The sequence below is a fragment of the Devosia sp. 1566 genome (genome assembly GCF_004005995.1).
In the GTDB taxonomy this organism is placed as follows: domain Bacteria; phylum Pseudomonadota; class Alphaproteobacteria; order Rhizobiales; family Devosiaceae; genus Devosia.
On the sequence record NZ_CP034767.1, the window covers coordinates 1,635,287 to 1,651,653 of the forward strand.

The 16,367-nt window shown below is 62.6% G+C and carries 17 protein-coding genes and 1 tRNA gene; 8 read left to right on the forward strand and 10 right to left on the reverse strand.

Annotation, left to right across the window (positions count from 1 at the left end; genetic code table 11):
* Positions 1 to 15 precede the first annotated feature (15 nt).
* Positions 16 to 1,191 carry a sn-glycerol-3-phosphate ABC transporter ATP-binding protein UgpC gene (gene ugpC, locus ELX51_RS08030; protein WP_127753023.1) on the forward strand — a complete coding sequence of 392 codons (1,176 nt, stop codon included), beginning with the start codon at positions 16 to 18 and terminating at the stop codon, positions 1,189 to 1,191.
* 55 nt (positions 1,192 to 1,246) lie between these two features.
* Positions 1,247 to 1,972: an RraA family protein gene (locus tag ELX51_RS08035; protein ID WP_164854802.1), complete on the forward strand. Its 726-nt coding sequence runs from the start codon at positions 1,247 to 1,249 to the stop codon at positions 1,970 to 1,972.
* Between the two features lie 655 nt (positions 1,973 to 2,627).
* Here the strand turns inward: ELX51_RS08035 and ELX51_RS08040 are convergent.
* The 9 genes from ELX51_RS08040 to ELX51_RS08080 all read right to left on the reverse strand — a co-directional run bounded on the left by ELX51_RS08040 (position 2,628) and on the right by ELX51_RS08080 (position 10,478).
* Positions 2,628 to 3,020 (reverse strand): GreA/GreB family elongation factor, encoded by a 393-nt coding sequence (locus ELX51_RS08040; RefSeq protein WP_127753025.1) that lies wholly within the window; start codon positions 3,018 to 3,020, stop codon positions 2,628 to 2,630.
* Between the two features lie 44 nt (positions 3,021 to 3,064).
* Positions 3,065 to 3,607, reverse strand: a complete 543-nt coding sequence (locus tag ELX51_RS08045) for a nucleoside-diphosphate kinase (protein WP_127753026.1) — start codon at positions 3,605 to 3,607, stop codon at positions 3,065 to 3,067.
* Positions 3,608 to 3,731: 124 nt separating this feature from the next.
* Entirely contained in the window at positions 3,732 to 4,145 is a 414-nt protein-coding gene (rnk, locus tag ELX51_RS08050) for a nucleoside diphosphate kinase regulator (RefSeq protein ID WP_127753027.1), read from the reverse strand.
* A gap of 281 nt (positions 4,146 to 4,426) precedes the next feature.
* Entirely contained in the window at positions 4,427 to 4,807 is a 381-nt protein-coding gene (mnhG, locus tag ELX51_RS08055) for a monovalent cation/H(+) antiporter subunit G (protein ID WP_127753028.1), read from the reverse strand.
* On the reverse strand, positions 4,804 to 5,085 hold the full coding sequence (locus ELX51_RS08060; protein ID WP_127753029.1) for a K+/H+ antiporter subunit F: 282 nt from the start codon (positions 5,083 to 5,085) through the stop codon (positions 4,804 to 4,806). Before ELX51_RS08060 ends, mnhG begins: the two co-directional genes overlap by 4 nt.
* Positions 5,082 to 5,570 (reverse strand): Na+/H+ antiporter subunit E, encoded by a 489-nt coding sequence (locus ELX51_RS08065; RefSeq protein WP_127753030.1) that lies wholly within the window; start codon positions 5,568 to 5,570, stop codon positions 5,082 to 5,084. Before ELX51_RS08065 ends, ELX51_RS08060 begins: the two co-directional genes overlap by 4 nt.
* Entirely contained in the window at positions 5,567 to 7,195 is a 1,629-nt protein-coding gene (locus tag ELX51_RS08070) for a monovalent cation/H+ antiporter subunit D (RefSeq protein ID WP_282567574.1), read from the reverse strand. The genes ELX51_RS08065 and ELX51_RS08070 overlap by 4 nt, the downstream gene beginning before the upstream one ends.
* Complete coding sequence (locus ELX51_RS08075; RefSeq protein WP_127753031.1) at positions 7,192 to 7,533, reverse strand: Na+/H+ antiporter subunit C; 342 nt, start codon at positions 7,531 to 7,533, stop codon at positions 7,192 to 7,194. Before ELX51_RS08075 ends, ELX51_RS08070 begins: the two co-directional genes overlap by 4 nt.
* Entirely contained in the window at positions 7,533 to 10,478 is a 2,946-nt protein-coding gene (locus tag ELX51_RS08080; RefSeq protein ID WP_127753032.1) for a monovalent cation/H+ antiporter subunit A, read from the reverse strand. The genes ELX51_RS08075 and ELX51_RS08080 overlap by 1 nt, the downstream gene beginning before the upstream one ends.
* 457 nt (positions 10,479 to 10,935) lie before the next feature.
* Here ELX51_RS08080 and ELX51_RS08085 point away from each other — a divergent pair, with 457 nt between their 5' ends.
* Complete coding sequence (locus ELX51_RS08085; RefSeq protein WP_127753033.1) at positions 10,936 to 11,523, forward strand: hypothetical protein; 588 nt, start codon at positions 10,936 to 10,938, stop codon at positions 11,521 to 11,523.
* Between the two features lie 591 nt (positions 11,524 to 12,114).
* A tRNA-Asp gene (locus ELX51_RS08090) sits at positions 12,115 to 12,191 on the forward strand.
* A 134-nt stretch (positions 12,192 to 12,325) separates the two neighbouring features.
* Here the strand turns inward: ELX51_RS08090 and ELX51_RS08095 are convergent.
* Complete coding sequence (locus ELX51_RS08095) at positions 12,326 to 12,781, reverse strand: MucR family transcriptional regulator (protein ID WP_206524712.1); 456 nt, start codon at positions 12,779 to 12,781, stop codon at positions 12,326 to 12,328.
* A 321-nt stretch (positions 12,782 to 13,102) separates the two neighbouring features.
* On the opposite strand from ELX51_RS08095, the gene ELX51_RS08100 reads away from it, so the two are divergent.
* The 4 genes from ELX51_RS08100 to ELX51_RS08115 all read left to right on the forward strand — a co-directional run bounded on the left by ELX51_RS08100 (position 13,103) and on the right by ELX51_RS08115 (position 16,200).
* A complete protein-coding gene (locus tag ELX51_RS08100; RefSeq protein WP_164854803.1) occupies positions 13,103 to 13,915 on the forward strand; it encodes a DUF1206 domain-containing protein in 813 nt (270 codons plus the stop codon).
* 169 nt (positions 13,916 to 14,084) lie between these two features.
* On the forward strand, positions 14,085 to 14,747 hold the full coding sequence (msrA, locus tag ELX51_RS08105; RefSeq protein WP_248305329.1) for a peptide-methionine (S)-S-oxide reductase MsrA: 663 nt from the start codon (positions 14,085 to 14,087) through the stop codon (positions 14,745 to 14,747).
* Between the two features lie 71 nt (positions 14,748 to 14,818).
* Positions 14,819 to 15,361 carry a porin family protein gene (locus ELX51_RS08110; RefSeq protein ID WP_127753036.1) on the forward strand — a complete coding sequence of 181 codons (543 nt, stop codon included), beginning with the start codon at positions 14,819 to 14,821 and terminating at the stop codon, positions 15,359 to 15,361.
* Between the two features lie 281 nt (positions 15,362 to 15,642).
* The gene (locus ELX51_RS08115) at positions 15,643 to 16,200 is read left to right on the forward strand and encodes an outer membrane beta-barrel protein (RefSeq protein ID WP_127753037.1); all 558 of its coding nucleotides are present in this window, start codon (positions 15,643 to 15,645) and stop codon (positions 16,198 to 16,200) included.
* Positions 16,201 to 16,367 lie beyond the last annotated feature (167 nt).

Sequence of the window (16,367 nt, forward strand, 5' to 3'; positions counted from 1 at the left end):
CGGTCGGAGTAAATCATGGCCAGCGTAACGCTTCAGAATCTGACCAAGACCTATGCCGGCGGCCAGCTGCGGGCGGTCAACGGTATTTCACTCGACATCGAGGATGGGGAGTTCCTCGTTCTGGTCGGCCCGTCAGGCTGCGGCAAGTCCACCGCACTGCGCATGATCGCGGGCCTCGAGGAAATCACCGATGGTGCAGTGTGGATTGGCGACGATTTCGTCAACGACACCCATCCCAAGGACCGCGACATTGCCATGGTCTTCCAGTCCTATGCGCTTTATCCGCATATGACGGTCTACGACAACATCGCCTTTCCGCTGCAGATCGCCAAGCTGCCCAAGGATGAAGTCGACCGGCGGGTGCAGGAAGCAGCGCGCATTCTGGAGCTTGAGAATTATCTCAAGCGCCGACCGGGCCAGCTTTCAGGCGGGCAGCGCCAGCGTGTAGCGATGGGTCGAGCCATTGTGCGCCAGCCGGCCGTCTTTCTCATGGACGAGCCGCTGTCCAACCTCGACGCCAAGCTTCGGGTGCAGATGCGCGCGGAGATAGCCTCGCTGCAGCACCGGCTGGGCGTCACGACCGTTTACGTGACCCACGACCAGGTGGAAGCCATGACCATGGGCCACCGCGTGGCGCTGCTCAAGGACGGTGTGCTGCAGCAGGTGGACACGCCGAGCAACATCTACAACAAGCCCGCTAACACCTTCGTGGCCGCCTTTATCGGCTCGCCCACCATGAACCTTTATTGGGCGACGCTGGAAGGGCAGGGCGATGGTTTGGGCGTACGCCTGGGCAACTATCTGATCCCGATGCCAGCGCAAAGCCTGGCTGAGCATCAGGGGCTGCGCCGCTATGCCGGCAAGCGAGTCGTCGTGGGCATCCGCCCCGAGGACATCGCCGAAGCAGGAGCGGATCAGGCTGGCGCTGCCGATACAATCACCGCGGATGTGAGCCTCGTGGAAGCGCTTGGCTCGGACGTCATCGTCCATTTCGGCATCGATGCGCCGGCAGCCGATATTCGCAGCTCCGATAGTCTTGATGAGATCAAGGTGCAGGAGGGGAAATCGCGCTGCGTCGCCCGGTTCCCGGCCAAATGCCAGGTGCGGCTAGGGCAAACCGTGACGGTCCGCCTCGACACCACCCGCATGCACTATTTCGACGGCGAGAGCGGGCTCTCCATTCTCGACTGAAAACCGCCCGCGGCGTGCAAGCACCGTGGCAATCCCAGCAGCAAAGGAAACAATGATGGCTATCAGCTCCAGTACTCTCGAGATCCTTCGAAAGGTACGTACATCAGACGTCACCGACGCGCTCGACTCCATGGGCTATATGAACACCTATGAGATGGACCCGCGGCTGCGGCCGCTGTTTCCGGGCGTGTTCTTTGCTGGGATTGCCAGCACTGCCGAATTCAACATCATCAACCGCCACATCCCTGCGATGACCTATGAGGAATTTGACGACCGGCAATACAAGCGCCACGAGGATCGCTCCAGCCATCCAGAAGCGCTTTGGCCGGCGGGGCACAGCTTTGGAGCGCCCGACGAAGTGCACGTAATCGATACCAAGCAGTCGCGTTGCGGCTTGCTTGGCTCCAACAATCTGCTCGATGCCCGGGTGAAAGGGTCAGTGGGCTTCGTTATCGACGGCGCCTGCCGGGACACGGGCGAATGCATCATGCAGAAGGATCCCGTTTTCTGCTCGGTTCGCTCCATGCGGCACATGGCCGGGCGGCTGGAACTGTCTTCCATGGGCAAGCCGATCACCTGCGGCGGCGTTTATGTCCGCCCCGGCGACGGCGTGATCGCCGATGACGACGGCATTGTCGTGATCCCGCACGAAGACGGCGAGGAAGTCGCCAAGCGGGCCTGGAGAGTGCAGGACAAGGACCGCCGCATGCGCCGCGCCTTTTATGAAAAGCTGGGCATGCCCATGGACAAGACTGTGGCGCTGGAAGAGCGCCCCTGGTAGTCGGCGCGGCAGGGCAGCAGGCGACTTCTTGGTGCCTGCTGCCAGCCGGCCAAACCGTGCCGGTGCAGCTAAAGCCGCACCGGCCATGGACCGTGCGGGTATGAGGCAGGCGGGCATCGCAGCAAGAACTGCGACATGGGGCGAAGTTCGCCTCGGTGCCGGTCGTCCGGCGGAAGATAGAAGGTGAAGCAAGCTTCGCCCCATGCTCCATCGGAGACTCTTCGGTGAGGACCGTCCGTGGCTAGACCCGTGCCAAACGCCAGAAGCCCTGAAGCTTCATGGACCGGGGAATGAAATCGGTCCCGGATCATCCTCGTCCCGAAGGAGCTTGGGCGACCCCAAACTCATCCGATATTCCCGCACCGACCGTTCGTCGCGACCGCGCAGCTTGCCCGGGAACAAGGGGGATTGTGCCTGAGGTTTTCGGGGGCGGGGATAAGTTTGTGGGGGGTGGCGCCGCGGGGACTGGTGTTGGCCGCCCTCGTGGTTCGAGGCTACGCTACGCTACGCACCTCACCATGAGGGCTTCGGATAGATCTGGTCGGTTGCGGGACCTCGATGAGCCCTCATCCTGAGGTGCCGCGTAGCGGCCTCGAAGGGCGAGGGCGGCTATCCCAGCCAAGGTAGCCGGGGCGGGGTGCCGCCCCCGAGCGGGTTAGCCAGGATTGCTGACCGAATAAAGCCGGATTTCGTGTTGCTGGCCGGTGCGGTCGGTCCAGCGCATGGATTGGCCGGCGCGCAGGCCGATTAGGGCGGTGCCGAGGGGTGAGAAGATCGAGATGCGCTCGCGCCCTTCTTGGCGGGGATAGGAGAGCACACCGCTTTGCGGGGGCGCGCCGTTGAAGCTGACCACCACGCGCGAACCCATGCGCACCACATCGGGCGGGAGGCGCTTGTCGGCGACGAGCTTGGCGCGGCCGAGTTCGTAGAGCAGGTCGTCGGCCTGGTCGGGGCTGTGGCCGATGCCGCCCATGGCCAGAACCAGCAGATCGTGACGATCGGCTTCACCCACCATGATGGGGGGAAGATCGGATCCGAAAATACCCATGTCATCCTCCAGATGATTGAAGTGTGGTTGTGCCTCTTGGGTGATCAGGCGGCGCTCGGGCCGGGATCGTCGCCGCCGCCCAAGCCCGCAGGCACGAAGCGCGAGGACGGGCTGCGGGGGGCGAGCGGGGAGGGTGTGGCCTCGTTGCGAGCGACGACCTGCAAGGGTGGCGAAGAGCGCCGGCGCTCGGGCTGGAACAGTACGGCTTCGATCACCAGATTTTCCACCGAGCCGTCGCGGCGACGGGCCTGCACGGTTTGCCCCGCCTTTGCACCCAAGAGGGCTAGGCCGCGCGGCACGGTCAGCAGCACGGTGAGTCCATAGACTTCTTCGCTGGGCCCCGCGACGAGGGAGCGATCCTGGGTGGGCGCGGTGCCGACGCGAAAGCGCACCCGGCTATTGAGGGTGACCACATTGGCGGGGATATCGGCCGGGAACATGACCTGGGCGACGCTGAGCTTGTGGCGGATGATTTCGGCCGCACCCGCAAAGGGTTCGCCATATTCGTGCAACAGGCTTTGCAGCAGGGCAAAATCCTTGGCGGTCAAAATGATTTCGGGTTGGTCGGACGCGAGCTGGTCGGACATGGGAAACTCCAGAACAAGGGGGATTGGCAGCAAACGAGACCCCTGACCCGGAGGACGATGCCTAGCGGATCAGGGGAAAAGGTCTTGCTTGGGTTTGCCGGACCGCTGGGAAGGAAGGGCGCATCTAGGCCTCCGCAGGTTCATCGACGGGCTGGACCACGGACATGACGGTGAGCACATGCTTGCGTGCGTCGCGGGTTTCCCAGGTGATGGACTGACCGGTGCGCAAGCCGATAAGCGCCGCGCCCACGGGGGTCAGCACGGAAATGCGGCCCTGCGAGATATCGGCCTTGGCGGGGTAGACGAGGGTGACCTCGACCAACTCGTCCTGGTCGGTGCGATACTGAACCGTGGAGCCCATGCGCACGATGTCCTTGGGCAGCTTGGCGTCGGGCACGACGCGGGCCCGCTCCATCTCCTCGAGGAGACGTTCGGCCGCAGCGCTTAGCGAGCCGCCGCCTGAAGCGGCGAGGGCCAGCAGTTGACGATGTTCGGTTTGGGCCACCGTGAGAGCAGGCCGTAGATTGTGGGTGCGCATGACGCTTCTCCGCGTAAATAGCAGCAAGCAGCGCCAGATCTGAAAAGACCCTGCGCAGCAAGCTATAACAATGACTTGTGGAAAATCCCTATCCCTAAACCTTGCGACGAAGCGCCAGGCTTAGGGCAACTATCCTTCGACCGGAGTGGCCCGGCGAGCAAACGCGTGGAGGATGTTGAAACAAGGGTTCATGCACCCAAGGTAGGCGCAACAGAACTAAAGTCAAGCCAGTGTGGGACGCCGTGCCGCTCAGGAGGGCAGCGGCGCAGAGCGAAGGGAACTCATCCCTCGGTCGGGGTGTCGGTGCGTTCCACCACAATATCCTGGCCCCATTGCGGCGGAACGTCGCCGCTGCGTTCGGCGCGGTCGCGGTACAGCGCGGCGCGGGCCAGCAGCATCAGGGTAACGGGCGTCGTGATCGACACGAACACCAGGATCAGCACTTCATGCACGGCCGGGCGCTGGGCCGACACGGTGAAGTAGACTATCGAGGCGAGGAGAATCGCGATGCTGCCAAGGCTCGTGCCCAGGGTCGGCGCGTGGATGCGGGCGTAAAAGCTGTCAAAGCGAGCCAAGCCGATGCAGCCCAGGAGGGTGAAGGCGGCGCCCAGAATGGACAGGCCGCCAACCAGGACCGCGAGCCAAACAGGAATTTCGCTCATTCAATGACCTCGCCGCGCATGAGGAACTTGGCCAGGGCGACGGTGCCGACAAAGCTCAGGGCCCCGATCAGCAGAGCCACTTCGAAATAAATGTTGGAGCCAATGCGGATGCCGAACAGCACCAGCATGAGCATGGCGGCGACGTAAAAGGCATCGAGCGCAAGAATGCGGTCCTGCGCGCGGGGCCCGCGGATCATCCGGTAGGTGGCAAGGATCAAGGCGAGGCCGACCAGCAATTGCGACAGCAACAGGCACCAATGGAGAATGGCTGCGCTCATTGGAAAATCTCCAGCAGCAAACGCTCATAGCGGTTCTTGATGGTGTCGATCCAGGTCGCTTCATCAACGAGGTCAAGCACATGGATCAGCACGGTGGCATGCACGGCGTCATATTCGAGCCAGGCACTGCCAGGCGTCGCGGTGATGATGCAGGCGAGAATGGCAAGGCCCGAGCGGTCGCGCAGCGTCAGCGGCATGACGACGAAGCCAGCGGTTTGCTGGTGGTGCCGATCGCGCAGCACGATGCTGGCGACCGCAAGGTTGGAGCGCATCACATCAACCACCACATAGGCGGCGAGCCGGAAAATGCTGCCGAGCCTGCGGGCGCGGGGCTGTTGGGGCTCAAGCGCCGCAAAGGCACGGGCGGCCAGCACGGCGATGACGGCGCCAAGCAGGATTTGTCCGAGGCCAAGGGACTGCTGCAGAAGCAGCCACAGCACCAGAAGGCTGAGCGACAGGATGGGGTAAGGCAGCAGCTTTCTCATGGCACCACCTCCACCAGCTGACCGGGCGCGGGTGGCTCCAGCACTTCCTCGATTACGGGCGCGGGGGTGTAGAGCTGGTCGGCGATGGCCTGGGTGTAGCTAAGGGCAGGTCCCGCCAGGATGGTGGTCGCGACAGTGAGGCAGAGGAGCAGGAGCACCGGGGCGATCTCGATCACCCGGACCGGCGCTGGGCGTTCGGACATGGTGGCCCAGAAGGTGTTGATCCAGGTGCGGGTCAGCGCCACAAGCGCCGCAAAACCGGAAAAGATCAGCAAGGCGGTGAGCCACCAGGCGGAGGGTGGAATGGGCGCGGTTTGAGTAAGGCCATCGGGGTTGAAGATGGCGGAGATGATCGCGACCTTGGCCACAAAACCGGCCAGCGGCGGCAGGCCGGCGATCAGCAGGATACAAAGGCCAAAGCTGATGCTGAGTACGGCGAGGGTCGCGGGAATGGCGACGCCGATTTCGTCTTCTTCATCACCTTCCTCGTCATCGCCATAGGCTTCCATGGTGACGGCGAGCACATCAGCGCCTTCAATCCGCACCCGGTCGAGCAGTTCCACCAGCATGAAGAAGGCCGAGATGGCGAGGGTCGAGACGACGAGGTAAAAGAGCGCGCCACTGGTGGCGCCTGCATTGCCCATGCCCATGGTGGCGAGCAGGGTGCCCGAAGAGACAAGGACGCTGTAACCGGCGAGCCGGGACGTCGTCTGGGCGGCCAGCACGCCAATGGTCCCAAAGGCGAGAGTGGCAAGGCCGCCCACCAAGAGAACGGTGTTTCCGAAGCCAGCGGAAACCCCCGCTTCGGCCCCGAAGGCGAGGGTTGAGATCCGCAACACGGCGTAAACGCCGACCTTGGTCATGATGGCAAACACCGCCGCAACCGGTGCGGCGGCCGCTGCATAGGAGGTGGGCAGCCAAAAGCCCAGGGGCCACATGCCCGCCTTGATCAGGAAGGCGACGCCCAGAATGGCGGCGCCGGTTTCGAGCAGGCCCCGATCCATTTCGGCGATGTTGGCGACCTTGCTCGCGAGATCGGCCATGTTGAGCGTGCCGGTGACGCCATAGATCAGCGCCGCCCCGATCAGGAACAGGAAGGAGGCGGCCAGATTGACGGCGATATAGTGCAGCGAGGCCTTGACGCGCGCGGCGCCCTGGCCGTGCAGGGCCAGACCATAGGAGGCGGCCAGCATCACCTCGAAGAACACAAAGAGGTTGAAGACGTCGCCGGTGAGAAAGGCGCCGTTAACGCCCATCAAGAGGAACTGGAACAAGCTGTGGAAGCTGCTGCCCGCGGAGTGCCAGCGGGCAAGGGAATACACCAGCGCCGAGATGCCAAGGATCGCGGTCACCAGCACCATCATGGCCGAAAGGCGATCGGCTACAAGGACGATGCCAAAGGGGGCCGGCCAGTTGCCAAGCTCGTAAACGGCGAGCGCGCCGGTGGGTTGGGCATTGGCCTGCATCACGAGCAGGACCGAGCCCACCAGCAGCATGACTGTTGAGGCGAGGCTGACCAGCGCCCGCGCATTGCGCAGGCGATCATCGAACATCAGCAGCAGCGCACCGGTTGCCATGGGCAACAGGATGGGCAGGATGATCAGGTTATCGATAAAGCCGGTCACCGCCGCTCCCTCCCATCGACATGGTCGGTTCCGGTCAGGCCGCGCGCGGCCAGCAGCACCACAAGAAACAGCGCCGTCATGGCAAAGCCGATGACGATGGCCGTCAGCACCAGGGCCTGCGGCACGGGATCGGCATAAAGGCTGGGGTCGACCACGCCATCTTTGCCCAGAACGGGGGGGCCGTTCATCTTGAGGCGGCCCATGGCGAAGATGAAGAGGTTCACCGCATAGGACAGGAGCGACAGGCCGATGATGACCTGGAAGGTGCGCGGGCGCAGCATCAGGTAAACGCCGCAGCTGGCCAAGACGCCAATACTGATTGCAAGAACGAGTTCCATCAGCGAGCCTCCACCGGTGCATCGGCCGACACTTCCGCTTCGGGCACCGGCGGCACGGGGCGCCGCGCGGGCTTGGGCGAACGGATCGACTGGTGAGCCAGAGCAATCAGGATCAGCACGGTGGCGCCGATCACGAGGCTGAACACGCCAAGGTCAAATAACAGCGCGCTTGCCAGGGGCACCCGGCCGATCAGCGGCAGGTCGGCATATTGGAATGCCGTGGTCATGAAGGGATAGCCAAAGACGAAGGATGCCATGCCCACCAGTAGCGCCAGCAGCAGGCCGCTGCCGATCCAGCGGACGGGCAGGATACGAAGGCGGTCCTCCACCCAGCGCGTGCCACCGGCCATATATTGCAGAATGAAGCCGATCGACATGACGATACCGGCCGCAAAGCCGCCGCCGGGCTGATCATGGCCGCGCAAGAACAGGTGCAGGGCCAGAACGATGATGACGGGGAACATCCACTGCATGATCACGGCGGGGATCAGCAGGTATTCATTGACTGTGTCGCCCGGGCTGCGCTCGGGCGCCCGGTCATCGAAGGCATTCTGGATCAACTGTTGCTCGGGCTTGTCGATCGAGTCGGCCGCAGGGCGGAAGCGGCGCAGAATGGCAAAGACCGTGACGGCTACAATGCCCAGTACGGTGATTTCGCCCAGCGTATCAAAGGCGCGGAAATCCACCAGCATGACATTGACCACATTGGTGCCGCCGCCAAGCTTGTAGGCGTTTTCGAGGAAGAACTCGGAAATGCCGTTGGGGAGCTGGCGCGTCATCACCGCATAGGAAAGCAACCCCAGGCCGAGGCCTGCCACCAGCGACAGGGCGAGATCGCGATAGCGGCGGAAGCGGGCTCGGCGCAGGACCATCACGTCGCGCATGTCCTCGACCCGCTTGGGCAGCCAGCGCAGGCCGAGGAGGATCAGCACGGTGGTGACGATCTCGACGAGGAGCTGGGTGACGGCAAGGTCGGGCGCGGAGAACCAAACAAAGGTCATGCAGGTGACAAGGCCCGTGCCGCCCAGCAGAACCAGCGACACCAACCGGTGGAACTTGGCCTGCTGCGCGGCGGTGACGGCGCAAACGATGCCGATGAGCCAAAGCAGGGCGAACACCGGATCGAACCCATCGAGCCGCAGTTCGAGCCGTCCCAAACGGCCGGCAAGGATGACGGCTGCAGCTGCCGTAGCGGCGAAAAACAGCAGAAACAATTGCGGCTGCAGCCGACGCGTGCCGAACAAGTTTTCCAGCCGTCGCGCCCATTTGGAGGTGACGGTAAGCATGATGCGCTCGAAGATGCGCTTGCCCTTGAGCCGGCGCAGCAGCGGGGGACCTTCGATGCCCTTTTGCAGATAAGCGTGGAGCGCCCAATACAGCAGGGCGCCGCCGACCAGGGCGATCAGGCTCATGAACAGAGCAAAGTTCCAGCCATGCCAGACCGAGAGGCTGTAATAAGGGGTGTCGGGGCCGGTGACGGAAACCACGGCCGCCGCCAGATAGGGGCCGATAGTGATGCCGGGAACTACGCCCACGATAAGGCAAAGCAGAACGAGAATTTCGATGGGCCGGCGCATCAGGGCGGGGGGCTCGTGCGGCACTTTGGTCAAGCCCTGCGGCGGAGGACCAAAAAACACGCCAAGCACGAAGCGCAGCGAATAGGTGACGGCAAAGAGGCTGCCGAGTATGGCGGCAGCAGGCAGGGCAATGTTGACAAAGGGATTAGCGTCGCGCTGCGCCGTTTCGGCGAAGAACATCTCCTTGGACAAAAAGCCGTTGAGCAGCGGCACTCCGGCCATGGCGGCGCTGGCGACCATCGCAAGGGTGGCGGTAAAGGGCATGTAGCGGAACAAGCCGCTCAGCTTGCGGATGTCGCGCGTGCCGGTTTCATGGTCGATGATGCCGGCCGCCATGAACAGCGAAGCCTTGAAGGTCGCGTGGTTGGCGATGTGGAAGATCGCGGCCACGGTCGCGAGCGGGGTCGACATGCCCAAAAGGGCGGTGATCAGGCCGAGATGGCTAATGGTTGAATAAGCCAGCAGGCCCTTGAGATCGGTCTGGAAGATGGCGACGAAGGCCCCAAAGACCAAGGTGATCAGTCCGGCGGAGGTAACAATCCAGAACCATTGGTCGGTGCCGGCCAGGACTGGCCAAAAGCGGACAAGGAGGAACACGCCCGCCTTCACCATGGTCGCCGAATGCAGATAGGCCGAAACGGGGGTGGGGGCCGCCATGGCGTGGGGCAGCCAGAAATGGAACGGGAACTGGGCCGATTTGGTCAGCGCCCCCATCAGCACCAGCAGCAAGGTAGGCAGGTAAAGCGGGTGATTGCGAATCGTATCGCCCGAAGCCAGCACCACATCAAGGTCATAGCTGCCCACAATATGGCCGATCAGCAGCATGCCGACGAGCAGGCACAGGCCGCCCAGTCCGGTGACGGTGAGGGCCATGCGGGCGCCGTCGCGCGCCTGCCCGAGATGGAACCAGTACCCGATCAGCAGGAACGAAGTGATCGAAGTCAGCTCCCAGAACACTGCCATCTGGATGATGTTGCCCGAGAGCACCAGGCCCAGCATCGAGCCCATAAAGGCCAGAAAGAACGCGAAAAAGCGCGGCACCGCGTCATTGGGCGACATGTAATAGCGGGCATAAAGCACCACAAGGAACCCGACGCCGGTGACCAGAACCCCGAAGAGCCAGGAAAACCCATCCAGCCGCAGCACGAGATTGAGATTGAGTGCCGGCACCCAGCTGATCTCGTGGCGGATCACATCACCATCGCCGATCTGGGGAAACAGCCAGACCATGGCGGCAAAGCCCAGTGCCGCGACGGCACCCGCCAGCCACGCTTCCGCGTTCCGCGCATTTGAGGGCAACACCGCTGCGACAATAGCAGCCATGAAGGGCAAGAGCAGAACCGCGATCAGCAAAACAGACGGGGTCATTGTCCGGGCGGGCACCTTTGAGTAGTTTTGGGGGGAGGCTGGGATACCAGATGCTTGTTACTGGAGTGGCAGCTCAGCGCAACCCGAAACATTGTCGCGGAAGCGCTTGTCCTGCCCTGCAACTTGTTGGCACCCCGACCAATCCTTAGGCCCGGCCGCCCCGCTCCAACCCGAGATCATGACCCCGGTGGGGCGATTATCTCCCCCCAGCGGCAGGGATGGACCCCATCCGAAATACGGCCAGGAGCAGCGGGCGGCATTTTCGCTGTGGCGCCGTGTTCCCAGACACTTTCCCTCCGAAATGGTGATCAAGCAGTGGGCTGCGCTCGTGGCAGTGGCGCCAGTCCCCAAGGCAGAACGCCAGCTTTACCTTATGCGTTCACAATCACCGGGAGATTTATTGCCCATGGCCGGCGTAACCGGTACGGTTGGGCCGGGGGCATGCGGAGTATTGCATATGTACCGTGCCAAAATCGGGGCCTGCATTGCCGTAGCTGCATTGTCAGCAGCGCCGAGCTATGCCGGACCAATTACCGATGGCTCAAACGTCTTTATTTTCGGGGGACGCTTTCAGGACGAGTGGGTCTGGGAAACTGCCGCGTTCTGGCGGCCCCATTATGAAGACAACTATTTCGTGGGGGCAGGCTACCAGACCTTTGTTGCGGACCTGCCGGCCAATTTCCACTTTGGCCTCGAGCTTGGGTTGGGGATGCGGGTGGGGCAGGAAGCATCAGCCGAGATCTGGACCGGGGTGGTACTCAAGAACGATGGCGTGACCATCGGCGATGTCACTGTCTCGCCAGCGATCACCGGCGGCATCTCGATGGTGTCCGACACTATCGGCGTTGAAAAGGAGCGGGCTGGCTGGATCGACCGGAACGTACCGGTGCTCTTTTATATGGGCCCCGAAATTGCCGTGTCGCATGCCGACTTCCCGGACCTCGAAATGTTTGCCCGCATTCATCACCGCTCCGGAGGGTATGGAGTGATCGCCGAGATCGACGGGTCAAACGCGGCTACGCTGGGCCTGCGCTTCAAGCTTTAGCCTCTTGGCCGAGCGATGAATTGACCCGACGCGGTGCGAGTCGGGGGCAGCGCGGCTGATTCCGCGCAGATTCGGCGCGTTAGATGGCACGGCGACGGAAAAATCGGGCTTTCGTGACGGAAATGTCGATCCCGGATCGGCGGACCGGTTCTTTTTGTGTCCCACCGCCCGAGGTGAGCTGAGGCCATTGGCGGGAGGGTGCGGGCGTGTTGCGGCAAGCAATTTTGCCGACTGCAGCGCCTGGAAAGCAGCGCTACGGCTAGGGCTGTCTGATACGGTCCAAGAAAACGGCCGGCGGCTTGTTTGGCGCGGGCGTGTGCAAGCCAGCACTTTGTTTGGGCAGTTCATGCCGGCGCCGTCGCTCGCGCCAAGCCGCGGGAAGATTTGTTTTGAGACATCCGGGGCTGATCTGCGGCGCCTTTTGCAGAGGGGTGACAGAAGGCCGGCGAGGCTCGGGTAGCGCCAGCGCAAAGTTATCCACAGCGCTGCAGGCCAAGCGAAATTTCTCGCCGAAACGGTTTTGGCTGCTTGACTTGGCAGGGGGCGCTGGGTACATCCACCACACGTTGCGCAGACAGACAGTTTGCCGCTGCGGGAGTAGCTCAGTTGGTTAGAGCGCCGGCCTGTCACGCCGGAGGTCGCGGGTTCGAGCCCCGTCTCTCGCGCCACCCTTCTTCTTGATCTTGTCGAGAATTTGGAAGGGGGCGCGTTGTGCGGGCAGATGGCCCGATCCCCTTCATTACAGATATTCTCGGGCTTCTTCGACGCCTAGAATTTGTCTTTTTGGGGCTGTGGTGCCTGCCTAGGCGCTGCGTTGCCGGCGTCGCGGTGGCTTGGCGCGGGGCAGGGACATGCCGTGCGCGGCCTTGAAGTCGGCCTGGGTCTTGCGCGAAATGTCGGAGCGCACCAGTGACAGTTCTTCGGCGACCATCGGATAGTTGTCGGGCAGGTTCCACATCGAGCGGTAGTGCTCGGGGGTGAGGCTGTGGAGCGAGCGCAGATGGTGCTTGAGGCTGCGCAGCTTTTTTCCGCAGACCATGCAGATGATGAAGTCGCGCTTGATGGATTGATCGAACGGGACCGCGGGCTCGAGGCCAGAGATATTGCCACCCGGACCGCCGGCCGCAGCCACGATCTGGAGAATTTTGGCAAAGGCCGGCCCAACCTCCGCCAAAGCGGTGGGACTGCCAGCGAAATAGCCACTGGCAACGGTCGCGGCGGCTTGAAAGACCTGAGCTTTGGTGAGCGGTTCAGTCATGTTCATTCGGTGAGTTCACCGGCCCAGAATTGGCGTTTTTTCCGCGCTCACCCACTCCACAAAAGTCATTAGGTGATTAGCCAGCATAGCTGAGGCGAGGGAGCTTGGGTCCGGGGCGCTAGGCGGTGTTCTTGAGGTCGTCGCCGATCGTCACCCCAGGTGGCCAATCAGCAGCGGTACTGCTCGCAGAGCATCACCTCGGGCTTTGCCAGGCGTTCAATGGGTAGAAGTCCCTTTGATGCAGCCAGTGCGCTCCCCGAGATCGGCGAAGGGAACCTGCTCGCGTGCAGGCAGTTCCTCAGGCCTGATTTGGAGAGCGGCATGAAGAACAAGTTCGAGTTATTGGCGCGGTGGGGATATGCGGCGCGCGGGATTGTTTATGTCCTGCTCGGCGGCTTGGCGCTCGCCAGCGCGTTCTATGGCGCAGGCCAGCAAGCCAGTAACGAGAATGCTTTGGGGAACCTCCTGGGCGCGCCTTTTGGGCGAGTGCTGCTGAGCGCAGTGGCGGTGGGCCTGTTTGGCTATGTGGCGTGGCGGCTGGCGCAGGCCTTTCTCGATGCCGATCACCACGGCAGCGATGCCAAGGGTCTGGGCGCCAGGGCCGCCAGCCTGATCAGCGCGGCGGGTAACGCTACATTGGCGATCGCCGCAGCAAGCCTCGCCCTGGGAGCGGGTGGGCAGGGCGGCTCCAACGGCGAAGACAGCATGACCGCCTGGTTGATGGGACAACCTTTCGGCCGCTGGCTGGTCGGCGCGGTGGGGATCGCCATCATTGGTGGCGGCTTGTTCCAGATTTGGCGCGGTTACTCCAAGAAGTACCAAGACCGCCTTTCCATTCCGGCCGAACATGCCGGCAAAATCCATGCAGTGAGCCTGTTCGGCCTGGCAGCGCGGGGCGTCCTGTTTGCAGTGGTGGGCGTATTGTTCGTGTTTGCGGCGTTGGCGGTCGATCCGCAGCAAGCTGGGAGCACAACCGAAGCCCTCGATTATATCCGCCACCTGCCGTTCGGCCGCATTCTCTATGGTCTTGCTGCGCTGGGCCTCGTGGCGTTCGGGCTTTATGGTCTGGTGCAGGCCCGCTACCGGCGCATTGAAGCGCCCGATCTCCGCCAGGCGGCCGCGGCCTTGACCTAGCCCGGCAGCAATTTCACCTTGTGGTGAGCCCCGTGAACTCTGGCGTGGCTGGCTCCATATTGTTGGGCAATGCGGCCCAGCCGCCCGAGAGGATCATCCCGTGCCATCGAACCGTTCCGCTGCTGCCTTGCGTGCCTCTGGCTCAACCGGATTTTGGGCCACTCTCTTTATATTGCCCCTGCTAGCCCTGGCCTGGTTCTGCGCCCCGCTGATGGCGCAGGAAAAGGCCGTAGAGATTCCCCCACCCGCGGTCGACTTGACCCAAACCGGCAACACCGCCGTGGCAGTCTTTGCTGGCGGCTGCTTTTGGGGTGTGCAGGGGGTGTTCCAGCACCTGGAGGGCGTTACCAAGGCTGTATCGGGATATTCCGGTGGCGCGGCCGAAACCGCGACCTATGATCTGACCAGCAGTGGGACCACGGGGCACGCCGAAGCGGTTGAAGTGACCTATGACCCTTCCGTGGTGAGCTATGGCGATCTGCTCCAGGTGTATTTCTCGGTTGCCCATAATCCGACGCAGCTGAACTACCAGGGTCCCGATCACGGCACCCAGTATCGCTCGACCATCTTCGTGCAAAACCCTGAGCAGGAGCGAATCGCGGCTGCCTATATCAAGCAGCTTGGTGGTGCCGAACTGTTCGAAGGACCGATCGTCACGACGCTGGAGCCCTTGATGGCGTTCTACCCGGCCGAGCAATATCACCAGGACTTTCTGACGCTCAATCCAACCTGGCCCTACATTGCGGTGCATGACCTGCCCAAGATCACCGCGCTCAAGGCACTCTTTCCCGAGCGGTTCCGCGAGGAGCCCGTACTCGTGGGTACCCTATAAAGAGCACATTTGCCCGGCAGAGGAACTGCTGCGTGGCCGCCACGTTGGTTGGCCAGGCAAGGACGCACGCCATGGCCAGAACGGGAAAGCTGATTGTACCGGTGCTGCTGACCCTTCTCGGGGTGAGCGCAGCGCATGCGGCTGATCCGATCCTCGTGGAAACCAGCACCCCGGCCGCTTTGCCCCTATATGAAGAGGCTCCATTCGATTGGAGCGGCTTTTACGCCGGCATCTATGGTGGCGCGCGCGCCACCGGTTCGGACACGCAGGCCGTGCTTGGCATCCAGGCTGGCGTCAATCTCCAGTTCGACTTCTATCTCGTGGGGGCGGAAGTCTCTGTGCAGGGGCTTTCCGGGGATGTGGGCGAAACCAGCTACGGGCAGATCCTGGGCCGCGCCGGCCTGATCGTCGCCGATGACGCGCTGGTTTATGCCGCCGGAGGCTATGGGATCGACCTGGGCGCGCCCGAACAGGGAGAGGTGCTGCTGGGTGGAGGCCTCGAGTTCGCGGTAAGCGAGAGCGTAACGGTCGAGGCGCAGTATCTGCATGGGTTCCCGATCGCAGGAGAGGAATCAAGCGATCAGGTCACCCTCGGGGCGCGATTCCACTTCTGAGTGCCCCATTTGCTGGTGAGCGCGCGAATCTCCCTGCATTCTTCATAATTTGAGTCGCCAAGCTGCCTCGGTTGTGACACATTGCCGCCAGAATTCTTGCTGCCGCCTGCCCAATTGTATCAAACTGAGCCAAAAGCGCGGTATTCTGGCAACACCGACCCCCGAATGGTCGCTAGGTGTTAGCTGCGGTGCCATTTTTGCGTCACCATAGGGTTGCCTCGCGCATTGTAGTGAGGCATCTAAGCCGTCGACTACGGTTAACTCTATGGGAGTGCAAGATTATGTTTGTACGTTCGCTTACCCTCGGTGTCGCCGCTACGGCGCTCCTCGTTTCCGGCGCTTCGGCTGCCGACCTCATCATCCCAACCGCTCCAGAGCCAATCTATGAAGCTGCTGGCTTCAGCTGGGATGGCCTCTATGCTGGTATCGAAGCCGGCGGCATCTTTGCCGACGACGTCGACACGACCGGCCTGGTCGGTGGTATCGTTGGTGTGAACTTCACTGTTGCCGATCCGATCGTTGTCGGTATCGAGCTGCAGGCTGACTACCTGTTCCTGGACGGCGATGACGCCGGCCTGATCCTGGCTCTCGGCCGCGTTGGCGCCGTTGTGACCGACTCGGTCCTGGTCTACGCAGCTGGCGGCGTTGGCACCACTGTTGGTGGTGACGACGAAGAAGGCGTCTTCGCTCTCGGCGGTGGCGTTGAAGTTGCTCTGACCGACTCCGTGTCGCTGCGCGGTGAAGTTCTTGGTCTCGGCTCGCTCGACGACGACGACGATTCCAACGACGACTTCTTCAACGCTGCCAAGGCAACCGTTGGCGTGTTCTACCACTTCTAAGATCTGCAAGCGGGCAGGGCGGTCACGCCCTGCCAGCACAAACTTGCAAACCCAATTCGGCGAACCGCACCGCGGTTCGCCGTTTTGGTTTTAACAAGGTGTTAACACGATCTGCCACAGTGCGGCCTTAGTGCAACAGCTGCCAACAAGCGTTGCCCGGCCGGCCC